This window comes from Rhodopseudomonas sp. NSM, assembly GCF_052445935.1.
Lineage (GTDB): Bacteria > Pseudomonadota > Alphaproteobacteria > Rhizobiales > Xanthobacteraceae > Rhodopseudomonas.
Genome location: NZ_JBQTCH010000001.1, coordinates 44,680 through 66,527 on the forward strand (window position 1 = coordinate 44,680; position 21,848 = coordinate 66,527).

At 66.2% G+C, this 21,848-nt stretch carries 19 protein-coding genes and 1 other RNA gene; 8 read left to right on the forward strand and 12 right to left on the reverse strand.

Features of this window, described 5'->3' with window-relative positions:
- Positions 1 to 57: 57 nt before the first annotated feature.
- The 3 genes from ACTZWT_RS00190 to rsmH are packed head-to-tail and all read right to left on the reverse strand — an operon-like array spanning position 58 to position 3,214.
- Positions 58 to 1,824: a peptidoglycan D,D-transpeptidase FtsI family protein gene (locus tag ACTZWT_RS00190; RefSeq protein ID WP_444767713.1), complete on the reverse strand. Its 1,767-nt coding sequence runs from the start codon at positions 1,822 to 1,824 to the stop codon at positions 58 to 60.
- A complete protein-coding gene (gene ftsL, locus ACTZWT_RS00195) occupies positions 1,821 to 2,201 on the reverse strand; it encodes a cell division protein FtsL (protein WP_444768435.1) in 381 nt (126 codons plus the stop codon). Before ftsL ends, ACTZWT_RS00190 begins: the two co-directional genes overlap by 4 nt.
- On the reverse strand, positions 2,201 to 3,214 hold the full coding sequence (gene rsmH / locus ACTZWT_RS00200) for a 16S rRNA (cytosine(1402)-N(4))-methyltransferase RsmH (protein WP_444767714.1): 1,014 nt from the start codon (positions 3,212 to 3,214) through the stop codon (positions 2,201 to 2,203). The genes ftsL and rsmH overlap by 1 nt, the downstream gene beginning before the upstream one ends.
- A 499-nt stretch (positions 3,215 to 3,713) precedes the next feature.
- Between rsmH and ACTZWT_RS00205 the strand changes: the two genes are divergently transcribed.
- The 3 genes from ACTZWT_RS00205 to ACTZWT_RS00215 all read left to right on the forward strand — a co-directional run bounded on the left by ACTZWT_RS00205 (position 3,714) and on the right by ACTZWT_RS00215 (position 5,836).
- A complete protein-coding gene (locus ACTZWT_RS00205; RefSeq protein WP_444767715.1) occupies positions 3,714 to 4,580 on the forward strand; it encodes an N-acetylmuramoyl-L-alanine amidase in 867 nt (288 codons plus the stop codon).
- Between the two features lie 70 nt (positions 4,581 to 4,650).
- An RNA gene (gene rnpB / locus ACTZWT_RS00210) (RNase P RNA component class A) lies at positions 4,651 to 5,126 on the forward strand.
- Positions 5,127 to 5,245: 119 nt separating this feature from the next.
- On the forward strand, positions 5,246 to 5,836 hold the full coding sequence (locus tag ACTZWT_RS00215) for a DUF5680 domain-containing protein (protein WP_444767716.1): 591 nt from the start codon (positions 5,246 to 5,248) through the stop codon (positions 5,834 to 5,836).
- A 7-nt stretch (positions 5,837 to 5,843) separates the two neighbouring features.
- Here the strand turns inward: ACTZWT_RS00215 and ACTZWT_RS00220 are convergent, their stop codons facing one another.
- Positions 5,844 to 7,427, reverse strand: coding sequence for a DHA2 family efflux MFS transporter permease subunit (locus ACTZWT_RS00220; protein ID WP_444767717.1), 1,584 nt, complete (start codon positions 7,425 to 7,427; stop codon positions 5,844 to 5,846).
- Between the two features lie 133 nt (positions 7,428 to 7,560).
- Positions 7,561 to 8,793, reverse strand: a complete 1,233-nt coding sequence (locus ACTZWT_RS00225) for an HlyD family secretion protein (protein ID WP_444767718.1) — start codon at positions 8,791 to 8,793, stop codon at positions 7,561 to 7,563.
- 178 nt (positions 8,794 to 8,971) lie between these two features.
- Here ACTZWT_RS00225 and ACTZWT_RS00230 point away from each other — a divergent pair, with 178 nt between their 5' ends.
- Positions 8,972 to 9,625 carry a TetR/AcrR family transcriptional regulator gene (locus ACTZWT_RS00230; RefSeq protein WP_444767719.1) on the forward strand — a complete coding sequence of 218 codons (654 nt, stop codon included), beginning with the start codon at positions 8,972 to 8,974 and terminating at the stop codon, positions 9,623 to 9,625.
- On the opposite strand, the gene ACTZWT_RS00235 is transcribed toward ACTZWT_RS00230, so the two are convergent.
- Positions 9,622 to 10,884 carry an extensin family protein gene (locus ACTZWT_RS00235; RefSeq protein WP_444767720.1) on the reverse strand — a complete coding sequence of 421 codons (1,263 nt, stop codon included), beginning with the start codon at positions 10,882 to 10,884 and terminating at the stop codon, positions 9,622 to 9,624. The genes ACTZWT_RS00230 and ACTZWT_RS00235 overlap by 4 nt on opposite strands.
- Positions 10,885 to 11,001: 117 nt before the next feature.
- Positions 11,002 to 12,957 (reverse strand): methyl-accepting chemotaxis protein, encoded by a 1,956-nt coding sequence (locus tag ACTZWT_RS00240; protein WP_444767721.1) that lies wholly within the window; start codon positions 12,955 to 12,957, stop codon positions 11,002 to 11,004.
- 213 nt (positions 12,958 to 13,170) lie between these two features.
- On the opposite strand from ACTZWT_RS00240, the gene ACTZWT_RS00245 reads away from it, so the two are divergent.
- Positions 13,171 to 13,407: a hypothetical protein gene (locus ACTZWT_RS00245; protein ID WP_444767722.1), complete on the forward strand. Its 237-nt coding sequence runs from the start codon at positions 13,171 to 13,173 to the stop codon at positions 13,405 to 13,407.
- Between the two features lie 54 nt (positions 13,408 to 13,461).
- Here the strand turns inward: ACTZWT_RS00245 and ACTZWT_RS00250 are convergent, their stop codons facing one another.
- Positions 13,462 to 16,926, reverse strand: coding sequence for an autotransporter outer membrane beta-barrel domain-containing protein (locus ACTZWT_RS00250; protein ID WP_444767723.1), 3,465 nt, complete (start codon positions 16,924 to 16,926; stop codon positions 13,462 to 13,464).
- A gap of 242 nt (positions 16,927 to 17,168) precedes the next feature.
- On the opposite strand from ACTZWT_RS00250, the gene ACTZWT_RS00255 reads away from it, so the two are divergent.
- Positions 17,169 to 17,807, forward strand: coding sequence for an HAD-IA family hydrolase (locus ACTZWT_RS00255; RefSeq protein WP_444767724.1), 639 nt, complete (start codon positions 17,169 to 17,171; stop codon positions 17,805 to 17,807).
- Here the strand turns inward: ACTZWT_RS00255 and arsB are convergent.
- The 4 genes from arsB to ACTZWT_RS00275 all read right to left on the reverse strand — a co-directional run bounded on the left by arsB (position 17,804) and on the right by ACTZWT_RS00275 (position 20,417).
- Positions 17,804 to 18,856 (reverse strand): ACR3 family arsenite efflux transporter, encoded by a 1,053-nt coding sequence (gene arsB / locus ACTZWT_RS00260; RefSeq protein WP_444767725.1) that lies wholly within the window; start codon positions 18,854 to 18,856, stop codon positions 17,804 to 17,806. The genes ACTZWT_RS00255 and arsB overlap by 4 nt on opposite strands.
- Before the next feature lie 259 nt (positions 18,857 to 19,115).
- Positions 19,116 to 19,541, reverse strand: a complete 426-nt coding sequence (gene arsC, locus ACTZWT_RS00265) for an arsenate reductase (glutaredoxin) (protein ID WP_444768436.1) — start codon at positions 19,539 to 19,541, stop codon at positions 19,116 to 19,118.
- Entirely contained in the window at positions 19,541 to 20,068 is a 528-nt protein-coding gene (locus ACTZWT_RS00270) for an arsenate reductase ArsC (protein WP_444767726.1), read from the reverse strand. The genes arsC and ACTZWT_RS00270 overlap by 1 nt, the downstream gene beginning before the upstream one ends.
- Entirely contained in the window at positions 20,061 to 20,417 is a 357-nt protein-coding gene (locus ACTZWT_RS00275; RefSeq protein ID WP_444767727.1) for an ArsR/SmtB family transcription factor, read from the reverse strand. Before ACTZWT_RS00275 ends, ACTZWT_RS00270 begins: the two co-directional genes overlap by 8 nt.
- 111 nt (positions 20,418 to 20,528) lie before the next feature.
- Between ACTZWT_RS00275 and ACTZWT_RS00280 the strand changes: the two genes are divergently transcribed.
- Together ACTZWT_RS00280 and ACTZWT_RS00285 are read left to right on the forward strand one after the other, a co-directional pair.
- Positions 20,529 to 20,846, forward strand: coding sequence for an ArsR/SmtB family transcription factor (locus tag ACTZWT_RS00280; RefSeq protein WP_444767728.1), 318 nt, complete (start codon positions 20,529 to 20,531; stop codon positions 20,844 to 20,846).
- 94 nt (positions 20,847 to 20,940) lie between these two features.
- Positions 20,941 to 21,777 carry an arsenite methyltransferase gene (locus tag ACTZWT_RS00285; protein ID WP_444767729.1) on the forward strand — a complete coding sequence of 279 codons (837 nt, stop codon included), beginning with the start codon at positions 20,941 to 20,943 and terminating at the stop codon, positions 21,775 to 21,777.
- Positions 21,778 to 21,848 lie beyond the last annotated feature (71 nt).

Consider the following 21,848-nt stretch of genomic DNA (forward strand, 5'->3'; position numbering starts at 1 on the left):
GGAAAACTTCCAACGTGAACCGGCCTTTAAGCACACGCACGAGCCGGCGCAACTTGGCTAGCGCGATTCAGCCTGAGCCGTCTTCGATGACGCAAGAATGAGGCGGTCGGGCGGCGGCAGATCGAACCGCGGCTCGATCCCCAGCAGCGGCGCGATTCGCTCGATCACCTTGCCACCGGTCGGCACCGCGTTCCAGCCCGAGGTGATGAAGCCGTGGGTCTCCGGCAGCGGCTTGGGCTCGTCGAGCATCACCAGCACCTGGAATTGCGGATTGTCCGCCGGCAGCACCGCCGTGAACGAGTTCAGCACCTGCTTCTTGGCGTAGCGGCCGTTGATCACCTTCTCGGAAGTGCCGGTCTTGCCGCCGATGTAGTAGCCCTTGGCGATCTGGTCGGCGGTCCTGGCGGTGCCGATCTCGGCGTTCAGCCGCATCAGATAGCGGATCTTGTCGCTGGTCTCTTTCTTGACCACGCGCTTGGCCATTTTCAGCGCGTCTTCCTCGCTGCGCTTGAGGAAGGTCGGCGGGATCAGATAGCCGCCATTGACCATGGCGTTGATGCCCATCACCGCCTGCAGCGGCGCCACCGCGACGCCATGGCCGAACGAGATGGTGATGGTGTTGAGTTCGCCCCAGCGCTTCGGCACGATCGGCGACGCGCTTTCCGGCAGTTCGGTGCGCAGCCGGTCGAGCTGGCCGACCTTCTTCAGGAACGCCTTGTGCGCCTCGACGCCCTGCGCCAGCGCGATCCGCGCCGCACCGACGTTGGACGAGAAGGTGAACACTTCCGACAGCGAGATCGCGCGCCCGAGCGGATGGGTGTCGTGGATCGCGAACTTGCCGTAGCGCAGCGGCCCGCGCGCGTCGTACATCGTGTTCAGCGTCGCCTTGCCGCTGTCCAGCGCCATCGCCAGCGTCAGCGTCTTGAAGGTCGAGCCCATCTCGTAGACGCCGGTGGTGAGCCGGTTGATGCGGTCGGGGTCGTTGGCCTCGCGCGGATTGTTGGGGTCGAAATCCGGCAGCGACACCATCGCCACGATCTCGCCGGTGTTGACATTGGAAACCAGACCCGACGCCGCCTTGGCCTTGTACTTGTCCTTCGCCTTGAGCAGTTCATCGCGCAGCGCGTGCTGGACGCGGATGTCGACCGCGAGTTCGACCGGCCTCTGCAGCCGGTCGGAGGCGAAGCCGGCGCGATGCAGATCGGCCAGTCCGTTGTTGTCGAGCCATTTCTCGATGCCGGCGATGCCCTGGTTGTCGATGTTGACGAGGCCGATCAGATGCGACACCTCGGTCCCGGTCGGATACACCCGCTTGTTTTCGCGCAGGAAGCCGATCCCCGGAACGCCGAGCTTCTTGATGTCGGCCTGCTGCCGCGGCGTGATCTCGCGCTTCAGCCAGACGAAGCCCTTCTTCGAGGCCAGCCGATCGCGGACCTCCTGGGTCTCGAGGTCCGGCAACGTCGCGGTCAGGAGTTCGACCGCCTCGTCCTGATCGATGATGCGGCGCGGCTCGCCGAACAGCGACGGCGATTTGACGTCGGTGGCCAGGATGGTGCCGTTGCGGTCGACCATGTCGGGCCGCGCGGTGGCGATCGCATCCTGCGACGCCGTGCGCCGCGTGCCGTGGCTGTCGCCGACCACCGCGATGAACGTCAGCTTGAAGGCGATCACGCCGTACACCGCAGCGAACGCCAGCATCGCCAGGCCGACGCGGGCGCGTGCCTTGGCGTCGCGATCGACGTCGCGGCCGTAGATCAGGCTGCGGATCACCCGCTGGCGCCAGTTGACGTGATGCCCGACGAGCGGAACCGAGGGTTCGATCACTGCGCGGCCTCCCTGGCCGGCAGCGCGCCGGTGACGATGTCGGGGTCGATCTTCTCGATCATCGAGGCGATCGGATCGGGATCGTTCGGGTTGACGATGCTCGGCGGCCGCGCCGGCAGGTTCTTCAACTGGTCGAACTGGCGCGCCGTGATCGGCTTCAGTTTGAGGTGCCGCTCGGCGATGCCCTGCAGCCGGCCCGGCGCGTCGAGCTTCGCCCATTCGGCGCGAAGCTGCGCGATCGCCTCGCGCTCCTTGCGCACTTCGGCATGGAGCTGCAGCACCTTCTCGGTGCGCACGGTCGAATCCATCTTGATCCGGTAGACATAGGCCGCGGCGAACACCAGCATTCCGATCACCACGACATGGATGAGGCGCATCATCGGCCGGCCCTCATCACGCCTGCCTTCATCACACTGGCGAGCGTCGGCCAGCCCGGCAGATCGTCGGGCCGGTGTGCCGGCGCATCGGTGCGCTCGCCGCCGCGCAGCTTGGCCGAGCGCGCCCGCGGATTGGCGGCGACCTCCGCATCGTCGGCGATGATCGGGCGCTTGGTCAGCACGGTGAAGCTCGGCGCCGGCAAGTCCGGTGCCGGCAGATGCCGCGAGCCGCCGCCGGTGCGGCTGCGCTCGGTCAGGAAGGTCTTGACGATGCGGTCTTCCAGCGAATGGAACGTCACCACCGCGAGCCGGCCGCCCGGCTTCAGCACCCGCTCCGCCGCCGCCAGCGCCTGATACAATTCGTCGAGCTCTTCGTTGACGAAGATCCGCAGCGCCTGGAACGTCCGCGTCGCGGGGTGGATCTGGCCCGGCTTGCTGCGCACCACGCTGCCGACGATCTCGGCCAGCGCCCGGGTCGTGGCGATCGGCGCCTCCTTGCGCGCGGCGATGATGGCGCGGGCGATGTGGCGCGAGAATTTCTCCTCGCCGAAGATGTAGATGATGTTGGCGAGGTCGGCTTCCGACGCATGCGCGACGACGTCGGCCGCGGTCGGCCCGTCGGTGCCCATCCGCATGTCGAGCGGCCCATCCTGCCGGAACGAAAAGCCGCGCTCGGCCTGATCGACCTGCATCGACGACACGCCGATATCCATCACTACGCCGTCGACGGTTGCTGCGCCCTGCGCTTCGCAGACCTCCGCGAGATTGGAGAAGCGATCCTCGACCAGGGTCAGCCGGCCGTTTGCGCTCTGCACCAGATCGAAGCCGCCGGCGATAGCGCTGCGGTCGCGATCGATCGCGATCACCAGCGTATCGGCGGCGCCAAGCATCAGCCGGGTGTAGCCGCCGGCGCCGAAGGTGCCGTCGACATAGACCCCGCCGTCGCGCGGCGCGAGCAACTCGACGGCTTCGGGGCCCAGCACGGGGATATGGTGCGGTCGCAGTTCGCTCATGCGCCCTGCCTCGCCGGCGCGGCCGTCCGCCCGGTGCGCGGCGTGCGGACACCGGCTGCGGCGCGGTTCGGCTGCGATATCGGCGGCAACGGGTGCATCGTCCTTCGAAACTCCCGGTTCCACGGCGGGTCCAGCCGGTCGGCCGCCGGCCCACACTGGCGAACCCGGCGTCCCGGCTGGAATCGGTTGGATTTCCATCGGCTTATGGGTTGTCAGAGGGAGTTCCGGCCGTCCCCGGCGGTTCGACTCTTCATCCCTCAGTAACGTCCCTTAGGCTTAAGAAAACGTTGATGAAGCCCACACAGCTTGACCCGACACCGGCGATCGCACCCGGTTGCAGTGCGGCAGGAGTGGTGCGGCTCGTCCACAGTCCACAGAAAATGGCAAATTCGTGAAACAGCCGCGTTGCGACCGATGGTAATCACCCGGATAGTAGGCGGGCGCTCCGGCTGGCTGCATTCGCGCCTCCGCCGTTCTCCTGCCGGGTTTGGATCGTCTGATGTTGTCAGGTTCGTTCGCGTCTGCAGGTTCGGAGTCGAAACGTCGACGTGTCGTCCCACTGCCCAAGGGCATCGTGGCCATGCAGACCTTTACGCCTGATTCGTCGGTCGTCTCGGACGTGATCCCGTCGCCGAATTTCGGTGAGCGCAACAAGGGCCGCCAGCCCGACATGATCGTGCTGCATTACACCGGGATGCCCGATGTCGAGGGCGCGCTGACCCGGCTGTGCAAGGCCGGCACCGAAGTGTCGGCGCACTACGTCGTGCTCGAGGACGGCCGGATCCTGCAATGCGTGCCGGAAAGCAAGCGCGCCTGGCACGCCGGCGTGGCGAAATGGGCCGGCGAAGCGGACGTCAATTCCTGCTCGATCGGCATCGAGATCATCAATCGCGGCCATGATTGGGGCTATCCGGACTATCCGCTCCGCCAGATCGCCGCGGTGATCGCGCTGTGCCGCGGCATCATCATCCGCCGCAACGTGCAGCCCCACCGCATCCTCGGCCATTCCGACGTGGCCCCCGCGCGCAAGAAGGACCCCGGCGAGAAGTTTCCGTGGCGGGCGCTGGCCGCCTCCGGCGTCGGCCACTGGATCGAGCCGGCGCGGATCGAGGCCGGCGCGGTGTTGCGGCACGGCGCCGAGGGCGAACAGGTCCAGGTGATGCAGCAGGCGCTGGCCGACTACGGCTACGGCATCGCGGTCACCGGCAAATTCGATCACGCCACCTTCGAGGTCGTCACCGCCTTCCAGCGCCACTTCCGGCCCGAAAAGGTCGACGGCATCGCCGACGGCTCGACGCTGGCGACCCTGCACGCACTGCTCGGCGAGTTGCCGGTCGACGTGCGCACCACCGCCGCGCTGGGCTGACAACAACGCCGCGGGCCCCGCCCGACCTTCCGCCTTGACGCCGCCGTCCGCAGCCCGCATGGCTGTCGCGTCAGTCGGCCGGACGGCCGCTCCCGCTACGGTCGAAAGGCTGCGGGGGAGGAAAGTCCGGGCTCCATCGACATACGGTGCCGGATAACGTCCGGCGGGGGCGACCCCAGGGAAAGTGCCACAGAGAACGAACCGCCCGCCTACGCCCCTTCGGGGCTTCGGCGCGACAAGCCCTCGGGCCTGCCGCGCCATAGCAGCGCAAGCTGCGACGGCGGGTAAGGGTGAAAAGGTGCGGTAAGAGCGCACCGCGTCTCCGGCAACGGCGACGGCATGGTAAACCCCACCGGGAGCAAAACCGAATAGGGACGGCATAGTGGACAGTTCGCTCTCGGGCGATAACTCCGCAGGGTGATGTCAAACCCGCCGTCCGGGTAGGTTGCTCGAGGCGCTGTGCAAACAGCGTCCCAGAGGAATGGCCGTCACGTAGCGTCTTCGGGCGCTGCCCTCCAGAACCCGGCTTACAGGCCGACTGATACTCGTTGAATGAAGGGCTCGGCGGAAACGCCGGGCCCTTCGCCATTCGATTCACAGCGCCCGCCGTCAATCCCGAACGGGGACCGGAGTCATGGCGGGCTTCGTCCCGGCCATCGACGTCTGTGACCACTGTCGGCCCGCAAGGCGTGGATGCCCGCGACAAGCGCGGGCACGACGTGTCAAAAAGCAAATCCGTTGCTACAGTCTCATCCTCCCTCAATCCGATCGCGAGGCGAGCAATGGATATCGTTCGATTGACGGACTTTCTCGTCGAGGCCAAGCGGCAGACCTACGCCGGGCTCGACGATGACGCGACGATCGCGTCACCGGTGCTGCGCGGCTCGAAGCAACTCGAACATCGCGCGTCGCCGTTTGCCTATCGCGACATCTACTTCGGGATGGGTTTCTTCGTGGGGCAGGAAACCGTGTCGGTCGACGATCAGGTGGTCTGGTCGATGGCCTACAGCGGCGGCGCGCAAGACGACATCACCGATGTCGCCACGTTGCGCGCGATCTACGCGTTCTTGCGTCGGTCCTTGGCTGCGGTCGATCCGGCGTTGCCTTTCCGCGGGCCGCGGCACGTCCGCGACGGAGGACTCGCCTACGACAACAACGCGGTCGGAACGCTCTCTCGCTTTCATGGGCAAGAGACGATCTCTTGCAACGATCGCAAGGTCTACGCGCTGCACTACAGCGGCGGACTATTGCGATAGCCCTCCCTCAATGCCCATCCCCCGCTGCCGCCGGGTTCGCCGGCTTGGCAACCAGCACGACCAGCGTGCTGAGGCCGACGTAGAAGATCGTCAGCAGGAAGAACGCGTCGCCGAAGCTCATCGTCACGGCTTGGCGGTGGACGATCTGGTTGAACTGCTTCAGCGCCATCATCGAGGCGTCGCCCATGCCCTGGAATTTCTGCGTCAGCATGTTGAGGAAGTCGACCGCCTGGGCATTGCCCCAATTCACCTTGTCGTGCAGCCGCGAGATGTGGAAATCGGTGCGGCCGTCGAGGATGGTGTTGATCAGCGCCAGCCCGAGCGCGCCGCCGAGATTGCGGGTCAGGTTGAACAGGCCGGAGGCGTTCTTGACGCGCTCGGCCGGCAGCGTGCCGAGTGCGATGTTGTTGACCGGCACCATCGCCATCATCATGCCGACGCCGCGGAAGATCTGCGGCCACAGCAGCTCGTAAAAGTCGTAGTCGCGGGTGATCCCGGTCATCAGCCAGGTGCCGGTGGCGAACAGCAGCAGGCCGATCGCGATCAGGATGCGCATGTCGATCAGCGTCATCAGCCGGCCGACCAGCGGCGCGGACAGAAACATCGCGATCCCGGAGACGAACATGGTCTCGCCGATCATCAGCGCGCTGTAGCCGCGGACTTCGGCGAGGTAGCGCGGATAGATGTAGGTCAGGCCGTACAGGCCGATGCCGACGCAGAACGAGAACAGGCAGCCGAACGCGAAATTGCGGTTGGTGAAGGCGCGGATGTCGACGATCGGCTCACGCGCGGTCAGCACCCGCCAGAAGAACCCGATCGCGCACACCACGCAGACGACCGCGAAGATCAGGATCGACTCGTCGTTGAACCAGTCGTTGCGATGGCCTTCTTCCAGCACGTATTCGAGCGAGCCGAGGAAGCCCGCCATGAAGCCCAGCCCCCACCAGTCGAAATGATCGAGCAACTCGTAATGCGGCTCGTCGAAATCGACCAGCGCCAGCACGCCGATGGTGATCAGTATTCCCGGCACGACGTTGATGAAGAACAGCCAGTGCCACGACATCAGGTCGGTGATGTAGCCGCCGACCGTGGGGCCGATGGTCGGCGCCAGCGTGGCGACCAGGCCGATGATCGGCCCGACCAGATTGAACTTGCTGCGCGGAAACACCGTATAGGCCGAGGCGAACACGGTCGGGATCATGCCGGCGCCGAGAAATCCCTGGATCGCGCGCCACACGATCATCTCGGTGATCGACGAGGTCAGGCCGCACATCAGGCTGGCGAAGGTGAAGCCGGCCGCGGAGATCGCGAACAGGTTGCGCGTGCCGAGCGCGCGCGACAGGAAGCCGGACAACGGGATCGCGATCACTTCGGCGATCAGATACGAGGTCTGCACCCAGGAGACCTCGGACGATGACGCCGACAGGCCGGCCTGGATTTCGGACAGCGATGCCGAGACGATCTGGATGTCCAGGATCGACATGAACATCCCGAACACCATGATCAGGAACGCGATCAGCCGGCTGGCCGGAACGTGTTCCGACGGCGCCTGCGGCACCGCCGCGCCCGTCATGGTGGTCGATGCAGCCATCGGCAGTTCCTTAGGGGCCAACCTGAAATGGGCTATCCGTCATTGCGAGCGAAGCGAAGCAATCCAGGGCTCGGTGCGCTGAGCTGGATTGCTTCGTCGCTTCGCTCCTCGCAATGACGGGGACTGGTTTCGCTTACTTCCCGGTCCTCGTATCGACCCGGATATAGACCGACATGCCGGCGCGCAGCAGGTTCTCGCGTGCCACGTCGGCGGGCACGCGGATGCGGACCGGCACGCGCTGCACGACCTTGGTGAAATTGCCGGTGGCGTTATCGGGCGGCAGCAGCGTGAACACCTGCCCCGCCGCGGGCGACAGGCTATCGACCGTGCCCTCGATCTTGCGGCCGGAGTAAGCGTCGACCGAGATGTCGACGGTCTGCCCGGGCTTCAGGCGAGCCAATTGCGTTTCCTTGAAATTGGCGTCGATATAGACGCCGTCGAGCGGCACGATGTTGCCGAGCCGCTGGCCCGCATTGATGTAGTCGCCGGTGTTGACCATTCGGTTGGAGAACACGCCGTCGACCGGGGCGCGGACATTGGTGAAGTCGAGATCGCGCTCTGCCTTGGCGAGCGAACTCTGCAGTTCGACGAGTTGGGCGCGCGCCTCGTTCTGCTGCGCCCTGGTGACCTCGACATTGTCGCGCGCGGCGTCATAGGCCGCCTTGGCGGCGGCGACCGAGGCCGCGCCCTGGTCGCGGCTGGCCTGCGACGTCTCGAACACGGCGCGCGAGGCGAAGCCCTTGGTGCTCAACGCCTGCTGGCGATCGAAATCGAGCGCGGCGCGCCTGGCCGAGGCTTCGGCGGAGTCGCGCTGCGCCTGCGCCTGCTCGACCGCACTCTGCTGCGCAATGACCTGCCGGCCGATCCGTTCGATCGTCGCCTGCTGGGTGGCGATCCTGGCGCGGGCGGAGGCGACCGCGATCTTGTAGTCGCCGTCGTCGATCCGGAACACCACCTCGCCGGCTTTCACCAGCGTGTTGTCGCCCGGGACGATTGCGGCGATGTGGCCGGCGACGCGGGCGCCGAGCGTGGTGTTGTTGGTGCGGACATAGGCGTCGTCGGTCGACACCATGAAGCGGCCGACCAGCATGTAGTCGATACCGAAGTAAGCCACCGCGGCCAGCGCCGCGATACCGACACCGACCAGCACCAGCCGCTTCCGGCCGGGCTTCTTCGCCGCGACCGCGGGCGCGGTCGCCGGCGCGACCGGCTCGGACTCGGCTTCGCGCCCGGCAGGCTCGGCGAGTTTCAGCGTCGACGGATCGTCCGGCAACCGCGCGCCTTGCGCCGGCGCGGCGGCCCGCGCATCGGTTTCTTGCACCGGCTCGGACCTGAGAACGCGGGCAGCTTGGTCGCGTCCGGACATCGGGCTTCCTCCTGACTGGCTCATCATCGTGAGCGCTTGCCCGGACCACCCGTCCTGACAGCTGTTCTCAAATAAATTGACCGAACGGTTCGGTCAAGATAGATTTCGTTATAGAGCTTAGCAGCGCGGTCCCGTGTTTGTGACAGGGGCCGCCAGAATTTTCGGACACGCTGAACCAATGGTTGCAAACGCCACCGCCGCCCAGGCTCTGCATCCCGACGACGACAGCGCCAAGCGCCGTCAGATCGTCAAGGGCGCGCGCGCGGTGTTTCTGGAGCACGGTTTCGACGGCGCCAGCATGGGCGAGATCGCCCGCGCCGCGGGCGTTTCCAAGGGGACGCTGTACGTCTATTTCGCCGACAAGAATTCGCTGTTCTGCGAGATCATCGAGCAGGAGAGTCTCGCCCAGGGGATGCTGGCGTTCGACTTCAACCCGGAGCGGGACGTCGAGACCACCCTCGAGGCGTTCGGCACCGCCTATATCCAGGCGCTGTGCAATCCGCACGGGGCGTCGGCGATCCGGACGGTGATGGCGATCGCCGAACGGATGCCGGAGATCGGCCAGCGCTATTACGAGCGGGTGATCGCCAATTCGCTCGGCCGGTTCGCGCGCTATCTCGAACTGCAGGTGCAGGCCGGCGAACTGCAGATCGAGAACTGCCAGCTCGCCGCGGCGCAATTCACCAAACTGTGCCAGGCGACGCTGTTTCTGCCGTACATCTTCCAGATGACCGAGACGCCCTCGCCGGCGCGGATCGCCGAAGTGGTGGACAGCGCCACCCGGATGTTCCTCGCCGCCTATCGGGCCGCGCCGAACGCAACAGCCGACTAATCGTCTTCGGCTTCGTCGCGGGAGACTGCCTTCGACCGCAGCGGGCCTTTTCCGATCGAGCCGGTGACGCCATTCCAGTTGCTCGCGGCATAGGGATTGCGCTGCTGCAGCCGCTGCGCGATCACTTCGCCCGGCACCGCGGCAGGCTTGCAGACGCTGCGCTGGCTCTTGCGGCGCATCAGATCGACGTGAATGTGATCGTAGTGATAGATGTTCGAGCCCGGCGCCAGCACGGTGTTGAACACCTGGCACGCCGAATTCTGCACGTCGTGCAGGAACGCCTGTTCTTCCGGAAGCCCCTTCCAGCCGCCTTTCACCGTGATGCGCCGGCCGTCGGCCAGCACGAAGGCGGAGATGTCGAGCGCGTTGCCGAAGGCGTGTTCGGAGATGTGGGCGTTCGGATTGCCGTTCATGCCGCGGCACGAATAGGCCGAGATCTGCTTGACCTCCACGACTGGCACGCCGAACCAGCGCAGCGCCGACGGCTGCACCGATTCCGCCAGCCAGCGGTCCAGAGCTGAGACGATCGGACAGGCCAGCGTCGCCACCGGCTTGAGGGCGACCGGCCCGACCGAGCCTGTGATGTTGCCCTGCTGCGCCGGACCGAGCCGCGGCAGCGGCCGCTGCGCATCGTCCGGCATGCGGCCGGCCGGCGCCGGTGCGTAGCCCGGATCGCGCGAATAGCCGGTGACGTGCTCCGCCGGAGGACGATCGGCCGGCGGTAGCGCGCCGTCGTCCGGCAGATCGATGTCGCGGCCGGCCGGTCCGACGCCGGGCGGCGTCAGCGACACCGGGCCGTTGTCGCCGCCATAGCCCGCGCTTGAATTCACATAGCCTGGGTTCGAACCGCCATAACCGGAGGACGCGGATCTGCCATTGGCGGGCTGCTGCATTTGCTGTGGCGGATAGTTGCGCGCCGGTGCGGCATAGGACGGCTGCGCGCCCGGCCAGCGCGGCTGGCTCGCGCGACCTCCGATCGCCGCCGGCGGACGCAGATCGTCGGCAAAGCCGATCGCACCGGCTTCGCCGAGTGCAGCCACTTTCAGAGGGAACTCGGCGCCGCAGACCCCGGGGCCGGAGATCGGATCGACCCGGACCAGTTCGGGGCTCTCCTTGACGGCGCCGGATTTCAGACAAGCGACTTCGGCCTCGGTTCGCCACGGTTCGCGTTCGGCGGTTTGAAACAACCCGCGTCCGCAACCGGCAAGCGACACAAGGACCAAGGAGCCGACGAGATACAAACGAACTCCGCGCGTCATCCGCGCACAGTCCATCAATCTGATTAAAGAGAATTGAACGGTATCGGTTCAGCTTCGCTTAACCATGCAAAAGCGGGGGCCGAAGCCCCCGCTTTGCTGCTGACAGCGATCAGCCGATCACGCGGCGCGAACTTCGCGCAGAAACGTGTCGACCTGGGTCTTCAGGGTCTCGCCGGATCGCGAGAGTTCCGTCGCGGAGTCGACGACCTGGCCGGCGGCCACGCCGGTCTCGCGCGCGGCGTCATGGACGCCGCCGATATTGTTCGAAACTTCGGTGGTGGACCGCGCCGCCTCGGCGACGTTGTGCGCGATCTCGCGTGTCGCGACGCCCTGCTCGCGCACAGCGCTGGCGATCGCGGTGGCGATTTCGTTGACCCGGCCGATGATGGTGGTGATGCCCTCGATCGCCGTCACCGAACTCTGCGTCGCGGTCTGAATCGATCCGACCTGTGAGGAGATCTCGTCGGTCGCCTTGGAGGTCTGTTCGGCGAGCGCCTTGACCTCGGCGGCGACCACCGCGAAACCGCGGCCGGCGTCGCCGGCGCGTGCCGCCTCGATGGTGGCGTTGAGCGCCAGCAGATTGGTCTGCGCGGCGATGTCGCTGATCAGCGTCACCACTTCGCCGATCTTCTGCGCCGCTTCCGCAAGCCCCTTCACTTCTTCGTTGGTACGGCCGGCCTGATTGGCCGCCTCGCTGGCCACCTGCGCCGACTGATCGACGTGCTTGCCGATTTCGTTGATCGAGGCGTCGAGTTCTTCGACTGCAGCGGCGACCGCTTGCGCGTTCGATGTCGCCTGCGAGGAGGCGGCGGTGGCTGCCACGATCCGCTGTTCGGATTCCTTCGCCGTGCCGGCCATCGAGTCGGCGGTGCCGCGCAGCTCGGTGGCCGCCGAACTGACCAGCTCGACCACGCTGCCGACGCTCGACTCGAACCGCGCCGCCAGTTCGAGCATTGCCTGCCGTCGTTCGTTCTCGTGGGCGACGCGCTGCTGATCCTGCGACGCGCGCAGCCGCTCGGTCTCGAGCAGGCTTTCCTTGAAGACTTCGACGGTGCGGGCCATCGAACCGACTTCGTCGCGCCGGGCACAGCCGGGCACTTCGACCGCGTGGTGGCCCTGGCTGATCTCGCGCATCGCTCCTTCCAGCGCCTGAATCGGCTTCGCCATGCCGCGGCCGAGCCAGAATGCGATCGCCATCGCGGCCAGGGCGGCGCCGAGCGTCGCCAGCCCGAGCCATTGCATCGCGCTCGCCGTCAACGCCGCATAGGCGCTGGCGTCGCGTACGATCTGCAGCACCGCGACCGGGTTGCCGGAGAAATTCTTGATCTGGCCGAAGCTCACCCCGGTGGCCTTGCCGCCGAGTTCTTCCTTGCGGATCACCAGCTCGCCGGACATCGCGCGGCGAACCGCATCGGCGTCCGGGGTCAGGCCGGGGATCGAAGAGGCGATGATATTGGTCTTCTCGCCTGCAGGTTGCAGAATCGCAACGTCCACTCCGAACCGCGACTTCATGCGCTCGACGAAATTCTTGCCGAACGGCGCGCCGATATCCATCGTGCCGACCAGCCCCTTGCTGTCGACGATCGGCGCCGTGCCGAACACGGTGAGGTTGTCGCGACCGGGCTCGATGCCGCCTTCGGCGCGCGCATTCGTCAGCGCATCGACCACCATCTTGCGCCGATTGGCGACGTTGTCGCCGAAGGTGTCCGGCTTGTGGATCCGCAAGAACGTCGTGGCCGGAAGCACCTGGATGGTGATCAGATCGAGGCCGCGCGGCGCGAGCTTGCCGTGGGCTTCCTTCAGAAGCTTCAAAGTGACGTCGCGATCGCCGGAACGAACCGCATCCTTGACCGGTTGCATCGCGGCGATGGTTTCGCTGATCGCGAGCGTCGTGCGGGTTTCCGCCTCGATCGCGCCGGACAGATTGGCGTAGTCCGAGCGAAGTTCTCGCTCCAGCGCAACATCGATGGTCGCTTGCTGCCGCCAGAAGCTGAAGCCTGCCAGCATCGCGCACGATCCGATGGCCACCAGCGTAATCGCCACGATCATCCGCGCCGAAATCGATCTCAACATTTGAAGGTCCCCCTGCCCGGCATCGCCGCACGCCGCCGCGCCGGCCGATACCCGGTAATCCTGTAGTTCGAGAGGTAAAACATTGTATTAACGAATTGGGTATTACGGCCGGGCGTTGCTTGAACCCGACGCGAGAGCGGCCGGTAAGGTTGATCAGTTAGGTTAAGCGCGTATTTGCGTTGACCGTGCCGGCGCCGATGGTCAACTGGCGGCATGATCAAGGACGACGACTACGAACTCGATCCCTCCGGCAAGAGGGTGCTGATCGGCCTCACGTCGGAAGAAACCGCCGAGTTCTTCCGGCTGGACGAGATCATCAGCAAGAGTGGGCCGCCACCGGGCGGCAATGAGCAGTGGCACCGTCCCGAGGATCGCCGCTGGCTCGAGCTCTACGAAAAGCACGAATCCGCCCGCCGCCCGTTTCTCAAGAGCAGCAAGACCATGCACTGAGGAGGTGCGGATCGACGCCGGGCTCCGACGCCGCAATGACAGGGGTTCGAGCGATCACCAGGCGTAGCGCAGCACGCCTTTGCCCGCATAGCTGCGGGTGACGTCGGAGAATTCGCCTTCGAAGGCGGCCGCGACCGAGAAGCCGTTCAGCCAGTTCACCTCCGCCGACACCGTCGTCAGCGCCGCGTCCCGCGCCGGCCGCGCGCCGTTCACCACGAAACTCGCACCGGGCAGCGCCTGGAACGTCGCCGCGATCGAGCGTTCGACGTCGAAATCGTGCGCCCAGGCGGCCCGCCCGCGCAGCGTCAGCAGCGCGCCATCCAGCGCAAACGACTTGTCGCTGCGCAGGCCGATCTCGCTGCGCGTTGCGGTTGCGGTCTTCGCAGCATAGTCGAGCGCGAACACGCCGTTGCCGCTCGCCGCCTGCTCGGCGTAAGCGGGAAGGTCGAATGCAGTGACTTGCGCGGCCGCGTAGGGCGTGAGCCCGACGCCGCCGACGATCGGGGCGACCCAGCGGTGACCGGCCTCGACGCGCGCCGAGAACGCATTGGCGCTGAAACTGGCGCGGTACTGATTGATCCCGCCGATGCCGAGTGTCCGCTCGGTGGTGATGTCCTGCCAGCCATAAGCGGCTGCGGCGGTGAGATAGCCGGCGCCGACGCTGTGGCGGACGAAGCCGCCGGCCTGGATCAGATCGGATCGTCCCGATCCCAGGCCGCCGGACAGGCCGAAACTGGTCGCCCCGCCGGCCATCGCGAAGCCGGCCACGGTCTGCGGCGACAGCCAGTAATCGGCGCCGGCCGCGATGCCGTAGAGCCGGCTGGTCGAGGTGGCCGAGCCCAGCGCGGCGTTGCCGTCGGTGGTCTGCGAGCCGCCGAAGCCCGCCGCCCAGCTGACCCAGCGCGGTTCGAACGCCGGCTTGACGCCTGCCTTGGTGAACATCGCGTGGGCGCCGCGCAGCGCGCCGCCGCGATCACCCGCGCCACCGTCCGCGTAGGACATCGCGCCCGGCGCGGCATCCATGCGGCCGCGGCCGTTGCTGAACGGATCGGTCAGGACGCCCATGAACATGGTCATCGCGTTGAACGTCGACTGCTGGGCCCCGGTCGGCGTCTCGCCCGACGCAGCGCTCAGCCCGGCCGGGCCGAGCGCGCCGAACACGATCGGGATGCTGCCGTTGCGGGCGAAGTAACCGCTCAGCGCGTTGGCGACCTGGGTCTGGTTGCCGTTGAGGCCGCTATTGATGACGGGCGGCGTCGGCGATGGCTCCGGGGTCGGCGGCGTCGGCGTGTAGTCCAGCACCAGATTGAGATAGGCGTTGTTGGCGTCGTAGCCGAGGCTGGACTTGAAGCCCGACGGCAGGTTGGTGTTGACCAGCGCACCGAAAGTGCCGACCACGCCGCCGGTGGCGTTGACGATGGTGTACTGCCGCTCGACATAGCCGCCGCTGGCGAACGACGCGTTCACCGTCGCGCCGCCGAGCGTCGCGATGCCGGTGACGTTGACGCGGTCGGCGGTGGTCGGAGAGACTTCGAGCATGTAGCTCGAGGCGGCCGTGAAGGTCAGGTTGCCGCTCACACTCAGCGTGCCGATCGAGTTGCCCGGCGACAGCGCGCCGCCGTTGATCAGCGTGGTGCCGACGATGCCGGTGCCGCCCAGCGCCGCGCCGGCGTTCACCGTCGTCAGCGACGACGAGTCGATCGAGCCGTCGACGCTCAAGGTGCCGGCCTCGACGGTGGTGGCGCCCGTATAGGTGCTGAGCCCCGACAGCGTCAGATTGCCGGCGCCGCGCTTGACGACCTGGCCGCCGCCGGAAATCGAGCCGCCGAAGCTCGTGGCGTCGGATCGATTGAACGCGAGCGTCGCGTTGTTGGTGACATCGCCCACGATCGAACCCGACGTGCCGCCGTCGCCGATCTGCAATGTGCCAGTGGAGACGGTCGTGCCCCCGGTGTAACTATTGGTCCCGGTCAACGTGAAAACGCCGCTGCCGACGCTGCCGCCGAAGCTGATCAGATTGCCGGTGCCGGAAATCGCGCCACTGAACGCATGGGCATCCGAGCGGGCGAACTCCAGCGTCCCGTTGTTGACGACGTTGCCGACGATCGATCCCGTGGTGCCGCCACTGCCGACCTGCAAGAAACCGGCACTGATGGTCGTGCCGCCGGTGTAGGTGTTGTCGCCGAACAGCAGCAGCGCGTCGGTGCCGAGCTTGGTGACGCTGCCGGTGCCGGAAATCACGCCGCCGAAGCCGATCGCGTCGGAGCGATTGAACACCAGCGTGGCGTTGTTGGTGACGTCGCCGGTGATCGAGCCGGCGGTGCCGCCATCGCCGATCTGCAGCGTGCCGGCGGAGATCGTGGTGCCGCCGGTGTAGGTGTTGGCGCCCGTCAGCGTCAGCGTGCCGGTGCCGAGCTTGGACAGACTGCCGGTGCCGGAGATCACGCCGCCGAAGCCGATCGCGTCGGAGCGATTGAACGCCAGCGTGGCGTTGTTGACGACGTCGCCCACGATCGAACCGGTGGTGCCGCCATTGCCGATCTGCAGCGTACCGTCCGAGATCGTCGTGCCGCCGAGATAGCTGTTGCTACCCGTCAGCGTCAGCGTGCCGGTGCCCAGCTTGACCAGATTGCCCGTTCCGAACACCACGCCGCCGAAACTCGTCGCATCCGAACGATTGAACGCCAACGTCGCACTGTTGGCGACGTTGCCGGCAATCGATCCGCTGGTGCCGCCATTGCCGATCTGCAGCGTGCCCGCGGAGATGATCGTCCCGCCGGTGTAGCTGTTGATCCCGGTCAGCGTCAGCGTGCCGGTGCCGACCTTGCCGAGCACCAGCGGCGCGTCGCCGTCGATCATCGAGCCGGAAAACGTTGTGGAGGTATTCAGACTGCCGACATTCAGGGTTTGCACGGTGCCGGTCGTGCCGAGGAATGCGGCGACCGTCCCGCCGCCGGAGAGCGAGCCGATCTCGACAGTGCCGATGTCGGTCCGCAAGTAGAGAGTTCCATTGTTCACGACCTGCGCCGTGCCACCGGACGCGTTCTCGCTGAACACCAGTGCGCCGCCCGAAGCCACGTTGATCGTCGCGTTGCCGGCCGTGCTGGTGCCGCGAAAGTCGATGTCCGCCCCGGAGCCCACGGCAAAATTCTGCGGAGCGCCGGAATTGTTGACGATGCCGACGCCCTGCACAGCCAGCCGGGCGGCCGCCGCCAGCGAGAGCGTGTAAGTCGGCGCGGCCGCGTCGAACGTGAATCCGCCGACGCCGAAATTGCCGGACAGCGTCACCGCGACCGGCGCGCCGTTGTTCGTGAACACCGCCGTTGCGGACGAGCCCGGCACCGTGGCTGGACTGCTCCAGTTCGATGCCGTGCCGAAATCCGAGTCCGTCCCGCCGGTCCAGACTTGCTGGGCGGCGGCTGGAATTGCAACGCCCACCAACGCCGTCGACGCCAGCAACGACGCCAGCAGGATTTTTCGGCGTTGGTCGGCCCGTTGCCCGAAAACCAAACTGCACACTGCCGATCGCGACCATGCGCGCCAGACACTCCGTCCGTCCTGCAAACGCCCACCCCATTTCCAACGCGAGTCGTCGACGGACTCGTCCCGATGCGCAACCTAAAGACGCAGTGCTATATTGAACAATTCCGTATCCGAATACGGGTCATGCACGAGGCGAATGGCTGGAACCGGGCAGAACTGGCCGCGGCCACGCACGCGTGCTAGCCGTTCGGCCAAGCAACAGCGGGAGACGGAACGCGATGGTCGAGGCGGTGATCTGGGATTTCGGCGGGGTGCTCACCTCCTCGCCATTCGAGGCGTTCGCGCGCTACGAGACCGAACGCGGGCTGCCGGCCGACATCATCCGCCGTACCAATGCGGCCAATCATTTCGAGAACGCCTGGGCGAAGTTCGAGCGCGCCGAGGTCGATCTCGACACCTTCGACGAACTGTTCGCGGCGGAATCGCTGGTGCTCGGCGCCGAGGTTCGCGGCAAGGACGTGCTGCCGCTGCTGTTCGGCGAATTGCGACCGGAGATGGTCGAGGCACTGCGGATCGTCGGCGGGAGTTTCAAGACCGGCTGCATCACCAACAATCTGCCCGCCAACGCGATCGGCTCGGCGTCCGGCCGTACACTGTATGTCGCCGAAGTGATGGCGCTGTTCGATCACATCATCGAGTCGGCGAAAATCGGGCTGCGCAAGCCGGATCCGAAAATCTATCGCATGATGACCGACGCGCTCGGCGTCGATCCGGCCAATTGCGTCTATCTCGACGACCTCGGCGTCAACCTGAAGCCGGCGCGCGAGATGGGCATGACCACCATCAAGGTGGTCAGCGCCGATCAGGCGATCGCGGAACTGGAAGCCGCGACCGGCCTGAAGTTGCGGACCAGCTAGCCCGGTCGGGTGGTGACGGGCGCGCGCGCCTCGCCCTCGTACCAGCCCTTCGAGCGGTTGACGATCCACACCACCGTCAGCATCACCGGAACCTCGATCAGCACGCCGACCACGGTGGCCAGCGCCGCGCCGGATTCGAAGCCGAACAGGCTGATCGCCGCCGCCACCGCGAGCTCGAAGAAGTTGCTGGCGCCGATCAGCGCCGACGGGCCGGCGACGCAATGCTGCTCGCCGGCGAGCCGGTTCAGCAGATAGGCCAGCCCGGAATTGAAATACACCTGGATCAGGATCGGCACCGCCAGCAGCGCGATCACCAGCGGCTGCTTGATGATCTGCTCGCCCTGAAAGCCGAACAGCAGCACCAGCGTCGCCAGCAATGCCACCAGCGACAGCGGCTGGAATACGCCGAGCAACCTTTGCAGGCCCGCCTCGCCGCCGGTCGCCAGCACGCTCCGCCGCAGCACCTGCGCGATGATCACCGGCACCACGATGTACAGCGCCACCGACAGCACCAGCGTGTCCCACGGCACGGTGATCGCCGACAGCCCGAGCAGCAGTCCCACGATCGGCGCGAAGGCGAACACCATGATGGTGTCGTTGAGCGCGACCTGGCTCAGCGTGAAATGCGGCTCGCCCTTGGTCAGGTTCGACCACACGAACACCATCGCGGTGCACGGCGCCGCGGCCAGAATGATCAGCCCGGCGATGTAGGAATTGATCTGGTCGGCCGGCAGATAATCCCGGAACAGATATCCGATGAACAGCCAGGCCAGCGCCGCCATCGAGAACGGCTTGACCGCCCAGTTGATGAACAGCGTCACGCCGATGCCGCGCCAATGCTCGCGCACCTGCGCCAGCGCGGCGAAATCGATCTTCACCAGCATCGGAATGATCATCAGCCAGATCAGCGCCGCGACCGGCAGATTGACCTTGGCGATTTCTGCTGCGCCGACCGTCTGGAACAAGCCGGGCACGACATGGCCGAGCCCGATGCCGACGGCGATGCACAGCCCGACCCAAAGTGTCAGATAGCGTTCGAAGGTGGACATGGGACGTCTCTTCCTCGTTACTTCATCTATGCTCGGCGAAATCACAAGATCAGCCGTCATCCCGATCGGCAAAACCACAAGAACAACAACCGTCATCCCCGCGCATGCGGGGATCCAGTATCCCGGAGCGCCGGCGTTCGAACGGCGGCTTAGCTGTGCCTTCCGGGCCGCGCTCTGGGATACTGGGTCGCCCGGTCAAGCCGGGCGATGACGTGGTGGCGCGTTGCCGCGCTCCGCCTCATTACAAACTCGATGTCACTTACGCCGTCGCCACGCGCCGGCCGGTCTCGTCGATCACGCGCTCGCCGTTCTCCTTGACGAATTCGCCCCGTTGCGGCGGCAACAGGTCGAGCACGGTTTCGGACGGGCGGCACAGCCGCACGCCCTTCGGCGTCACCACCAGCGGGCGGTTGATCAGGATCGGATGCGCCATCATGGCGTCGAGCAGATCGTCGTCGCCGAACGCCGGATCATTCAGCTTCAGTTCGGCGTAGGGCGTGTCCTTTTCGCGCAGCAAGGCGCGTGGCGTCAGCCCTGCGCGCGCGATCAGTTGCTGCAACAGCGCCCGGCCGGGCGGGCATTTCAGGTACTCGATCACATGCGGTTCGATGCCGGCATTGCGGATCATGCCGAGCGCATTGCGCGAGGTGCCACAGGCGGGATTGTGATAGATGACGACATCCATCACGCCACTTTCGGACGACCGAAGCTGACGCCGGCGAACAGGCCGATCTCCTGCAGCACCGCGCCGAGCGCGACGCTATCGAGCCGCTTGATCGGCAGCGCCGTGAAGGCGTCGATCCGGTTTTTCAGGAAGCGGAACGCCTGGACGAACGCGCGCTCCTTGTCGATATCGCTGCCCTCGACCGCGGCGGGATCGTCGATACCCCAATGCGCGCTTGTCGGCTGGCCCGGCCACACCGGGCAGACTTCACCGGCGGCGTTGTCGCAGACGGTGAACACGAAATCCATCACCGGGGCGTCCGGCTCCGCGAATTCCTGCCAGCTCTTCGAGCGCAGGCCCTCGGTCGGATATTGGCTCGCTTCGAGCACCTTCAGGGCGAATGGATTGACCACGCCCCTCGGCTTGCTGCCGGCGGAGAAGGCGTTGAAGCGACCGGCTCCGTCCTTGCGCAGGATGCTCTCGGCGAGGATCGAGCGGGCGGTGTTGCCGGTGCAGAGGAACAACACGTTGAAGATGCGGTCAGACATCGGCGGGCTCCTTGGGAACACAACACGGTTGAAGATCGGCGACCAGCGGCGCGCACAATTCCGGGCTGCCGCCGCAGCAATCCTTGATCAGAAACAATGCGATTTCCTGAAACCGCTTGAGGTCGGCGCGATACACGATGGAGCGGCTCTGGCGGCGCGAAGCGATCAGCCCGGCGCGGGCCAGGATCGCCAGATGCGACGACATCGTATTCTGCGGCACCGCCAGCGCGTCGGCGATCGCCCCGGCCGCGAGGCCCTCCGGCTCGTGCGCGGCCAGCAGCCGGAATGCCTCCAGCCGGGTCGATTGCGCCAGTGCCCCGAGGGCCAGGATTGCGTTCTCTGATTCCATAAATCCAGATTTATCGATATTAATGCGGAAGTCAAGCGGCACCGCATCTGTATTTCTATCATCCTAGAATTATCGATTGACGGAGAAGGGATTCGATCGCACCATGACGCCATGAAGATCGACGACGCCGCCACCAAATTCGAGGCGCTGGGCAATCCGACCCGGCTGAAGATCTACCGGGCGCTGGTGCGGGCCGGCGAGGCTGGTACGCCGGTCGGCCGGCTGCAGGAGCGGCTGAAGATCGCGCCCTCGACGCTGTCGCATCATCTCAAGACGCTGGTTGCGGCCGGGCTGATCCGCCAGGTCCGCGACGCCACCACGCTGAACTGCCACGCCAATTACGAGGTGATGCGCGGCCTGATGGACTTCATGGTCGCGGAGTGCTGCGCCGACGCCGTCGAACTCAAGGATACCAGGTCCGCCGCCTGATCTTTTTCCGGCCGCTAATTCGATACTTCTAGCCTGATCGAATTATCGACAGTCCGTACCATCGCCCTGCAAATCAACCGTGAGGAGAGCTCCGATGTCGACCACCGAGATCACCGAAATCGTGCGCGAGAAATACGCCGCGGCCGCCACCCGCGCCGGCTCGTGCTGCGGCACCCCTGCCCTCGACCATGTCAGCCCGATCACCAGCAACCTCTACGATGCGGCCCAGGCCCAGGGCCTGCCCGCCGAAGCGATGCTGGCGTCGCTCGGCTGCGGCAACCCGACCGCGCTGGCAGAGTTGAAGCCGGGCGAGACCGTGCTCGATCTCGGCTCCGGCGGCGGCATCGACGTGCTGCTGTCGGCGCGCCGCGTCGGGCCGAGCGGCAAGGCCTACGGCCTCGACATGACCGACGAGATGCTGGCGCTGGCGCGCGACAACCAGCGCAAGGCCGGCGCAGACAACGTCGAATTCCTCAAAGGCCAGATCGAGCAGATCCCGCTGCCGGACAATTCGGTCGACGTGATCATCTCGAACTGCGTCATCAACCTGTCGGGCGACAAGGATCGCGTGCTGCACGAAGCCTTCCGCGTGCTGAGGCCCGGCGGCCGCTTCGCGGTGTCCGACGTGGTGACGCGCGGCGAGATTCCGGAGGCGCTGCGCAGCGATGTCCTGCTGTGGGTCGGCTGCCTCGCCGGCGCGCTCGACGAGGCCGACTACATCGCGAAGCTCGCGGCCGCAGGCTTCGACGGCATTTCGATCGAACCCACCCGGATCTACAAGGTGGAAGACGCCCGCGACTTCCTCGAAGGCCGCGGCCTCGACGTCGACGCGATCGCGCCACAGATCGACGGCAAATTCTTCAGCGGCTTCGTGCGGGCGACCAAGCCGGGCGTTGCGGGGACGTCCACCGGCTGCTGTTCCGGCTCGTGATCATCGCGATGGCGCGCCGATCTCGCGACCGGCGCGCCAGTCACGCACCACGAATTCGCCGCACGACAGGG

Bases quoted from the DNA above. Each gene is read 5' to 3' on its own strand.
- ftsL (WP_444768435.1), bottom strand. From the start codon at position 2,201: ATGCGCCTCATCCATGTCGTGGTGATCGGAATGCTGGTGTTCGCCGCG.
- rsmH (WP_444767714.1), bottom strand. From the start codon at position 3,214: ATGAGCGAACTGCGACCGCACCATATCCCCGTGCTGGGCCCCGAAGCC.
- ACTZWT_RS00205 (WP_444767715.1), top strand. From the start codon at position 3,714: ATGTTGTCAGGTTCGTTCGCGTCTGCAGGTTCGGAGTCGAAACGTCGA.
- ACTZWT_RS00220 (WP_444767717.1), bottom strand. From the start codon at position 7,427: ATGGCTGCATCGACCACCATGACGGGCGCGGCGGTGCCGCAGGCGCCG.
- ACTZWT_RS00225 (WP_444767718.1), bottom strand. From the start codon at position 8,793: ATGTCCGGACGCGACCAAGCTGCCCGCGTTCTCAGGTCCGAGCCGGTG.
- ACTZWT_RS00230 (WP_444767719.1), top strand. From the start codon at position 8,972: ATGGTTGCAAACGCCACCGCCGCCCAGGCTCTGCATCCCGACGACGAC.
- ACTZWT_RS00235 (WP_444767720.1), bottom strand. From the start codon at position 10,884: ATGACGCGCGGAGTTCGTTTGTATCTCGTCGGCTCCTTGGTCCTTGTG.
- ACTZWT_RS00240 (WP_444767721.1), bottom strand. From the start codon at position 12,957: ATGTTGAGATCGATTTCGGCGCGGATGATCGTGGCGATTACGCTGGTG.
- ACTZWT_RS00245 (WP_444767722.1), top strand. From the start codon at position 13,171: ATGATCAAGGACGACGACTACGAACTCGATCCCTCCGGCAAGAGGGTG.
- ACTZWT_RS00255 (WP_444767724.1), top strand. From the start codon at position 17,169: ATGGTCGAGGCGGTGATCTGGGATTTCGGCGGGGTGCTCACCTCCTCG.
- arsB (WP_444767725.1), bottom strand. From the start codon at position 18,856: ATGTCCACCTTCGAACGCTATCTGACACTTTGGGTCGGGCTGTGCATC.
- arsC (WP_444768436.1), bottom strand. From the start codon at position 19,541: ATGGATGTCGTCATCTATCACAATCCCGCCTGTGGCACCTCGCGCAAT.
- ACTZWT_RS00270 (WP_444767726.1), bottom strand. From the start codon at position 20,068: ATGTCTGACCGCATCTTCAACGTGTTGTTCCTCTGCACCGGCAACACC.
- ACTZWT_RS00275 (WP_444767727.1), bottom strand. From the start codon at position 20,417: ATGGAATCAGAGAACGCAATCCTGGCCCTCGGGGCACTGGCGCAATCG.
- ACTZWT_RS00280 (WP_444767728.1), top strand. From the start codon at position 20,529: ATGAAGATCGACGACGCCGCCACCAAATTCGAGGCGCTGGGCAATCCG.
- ACTZWT_RS00285 (WP_444767729.1), top strand. From the start codon at position 20,941: ATGTCGACCACCGAGATCACCGAAATCGTGCGCGAGAAATACGCCGCG.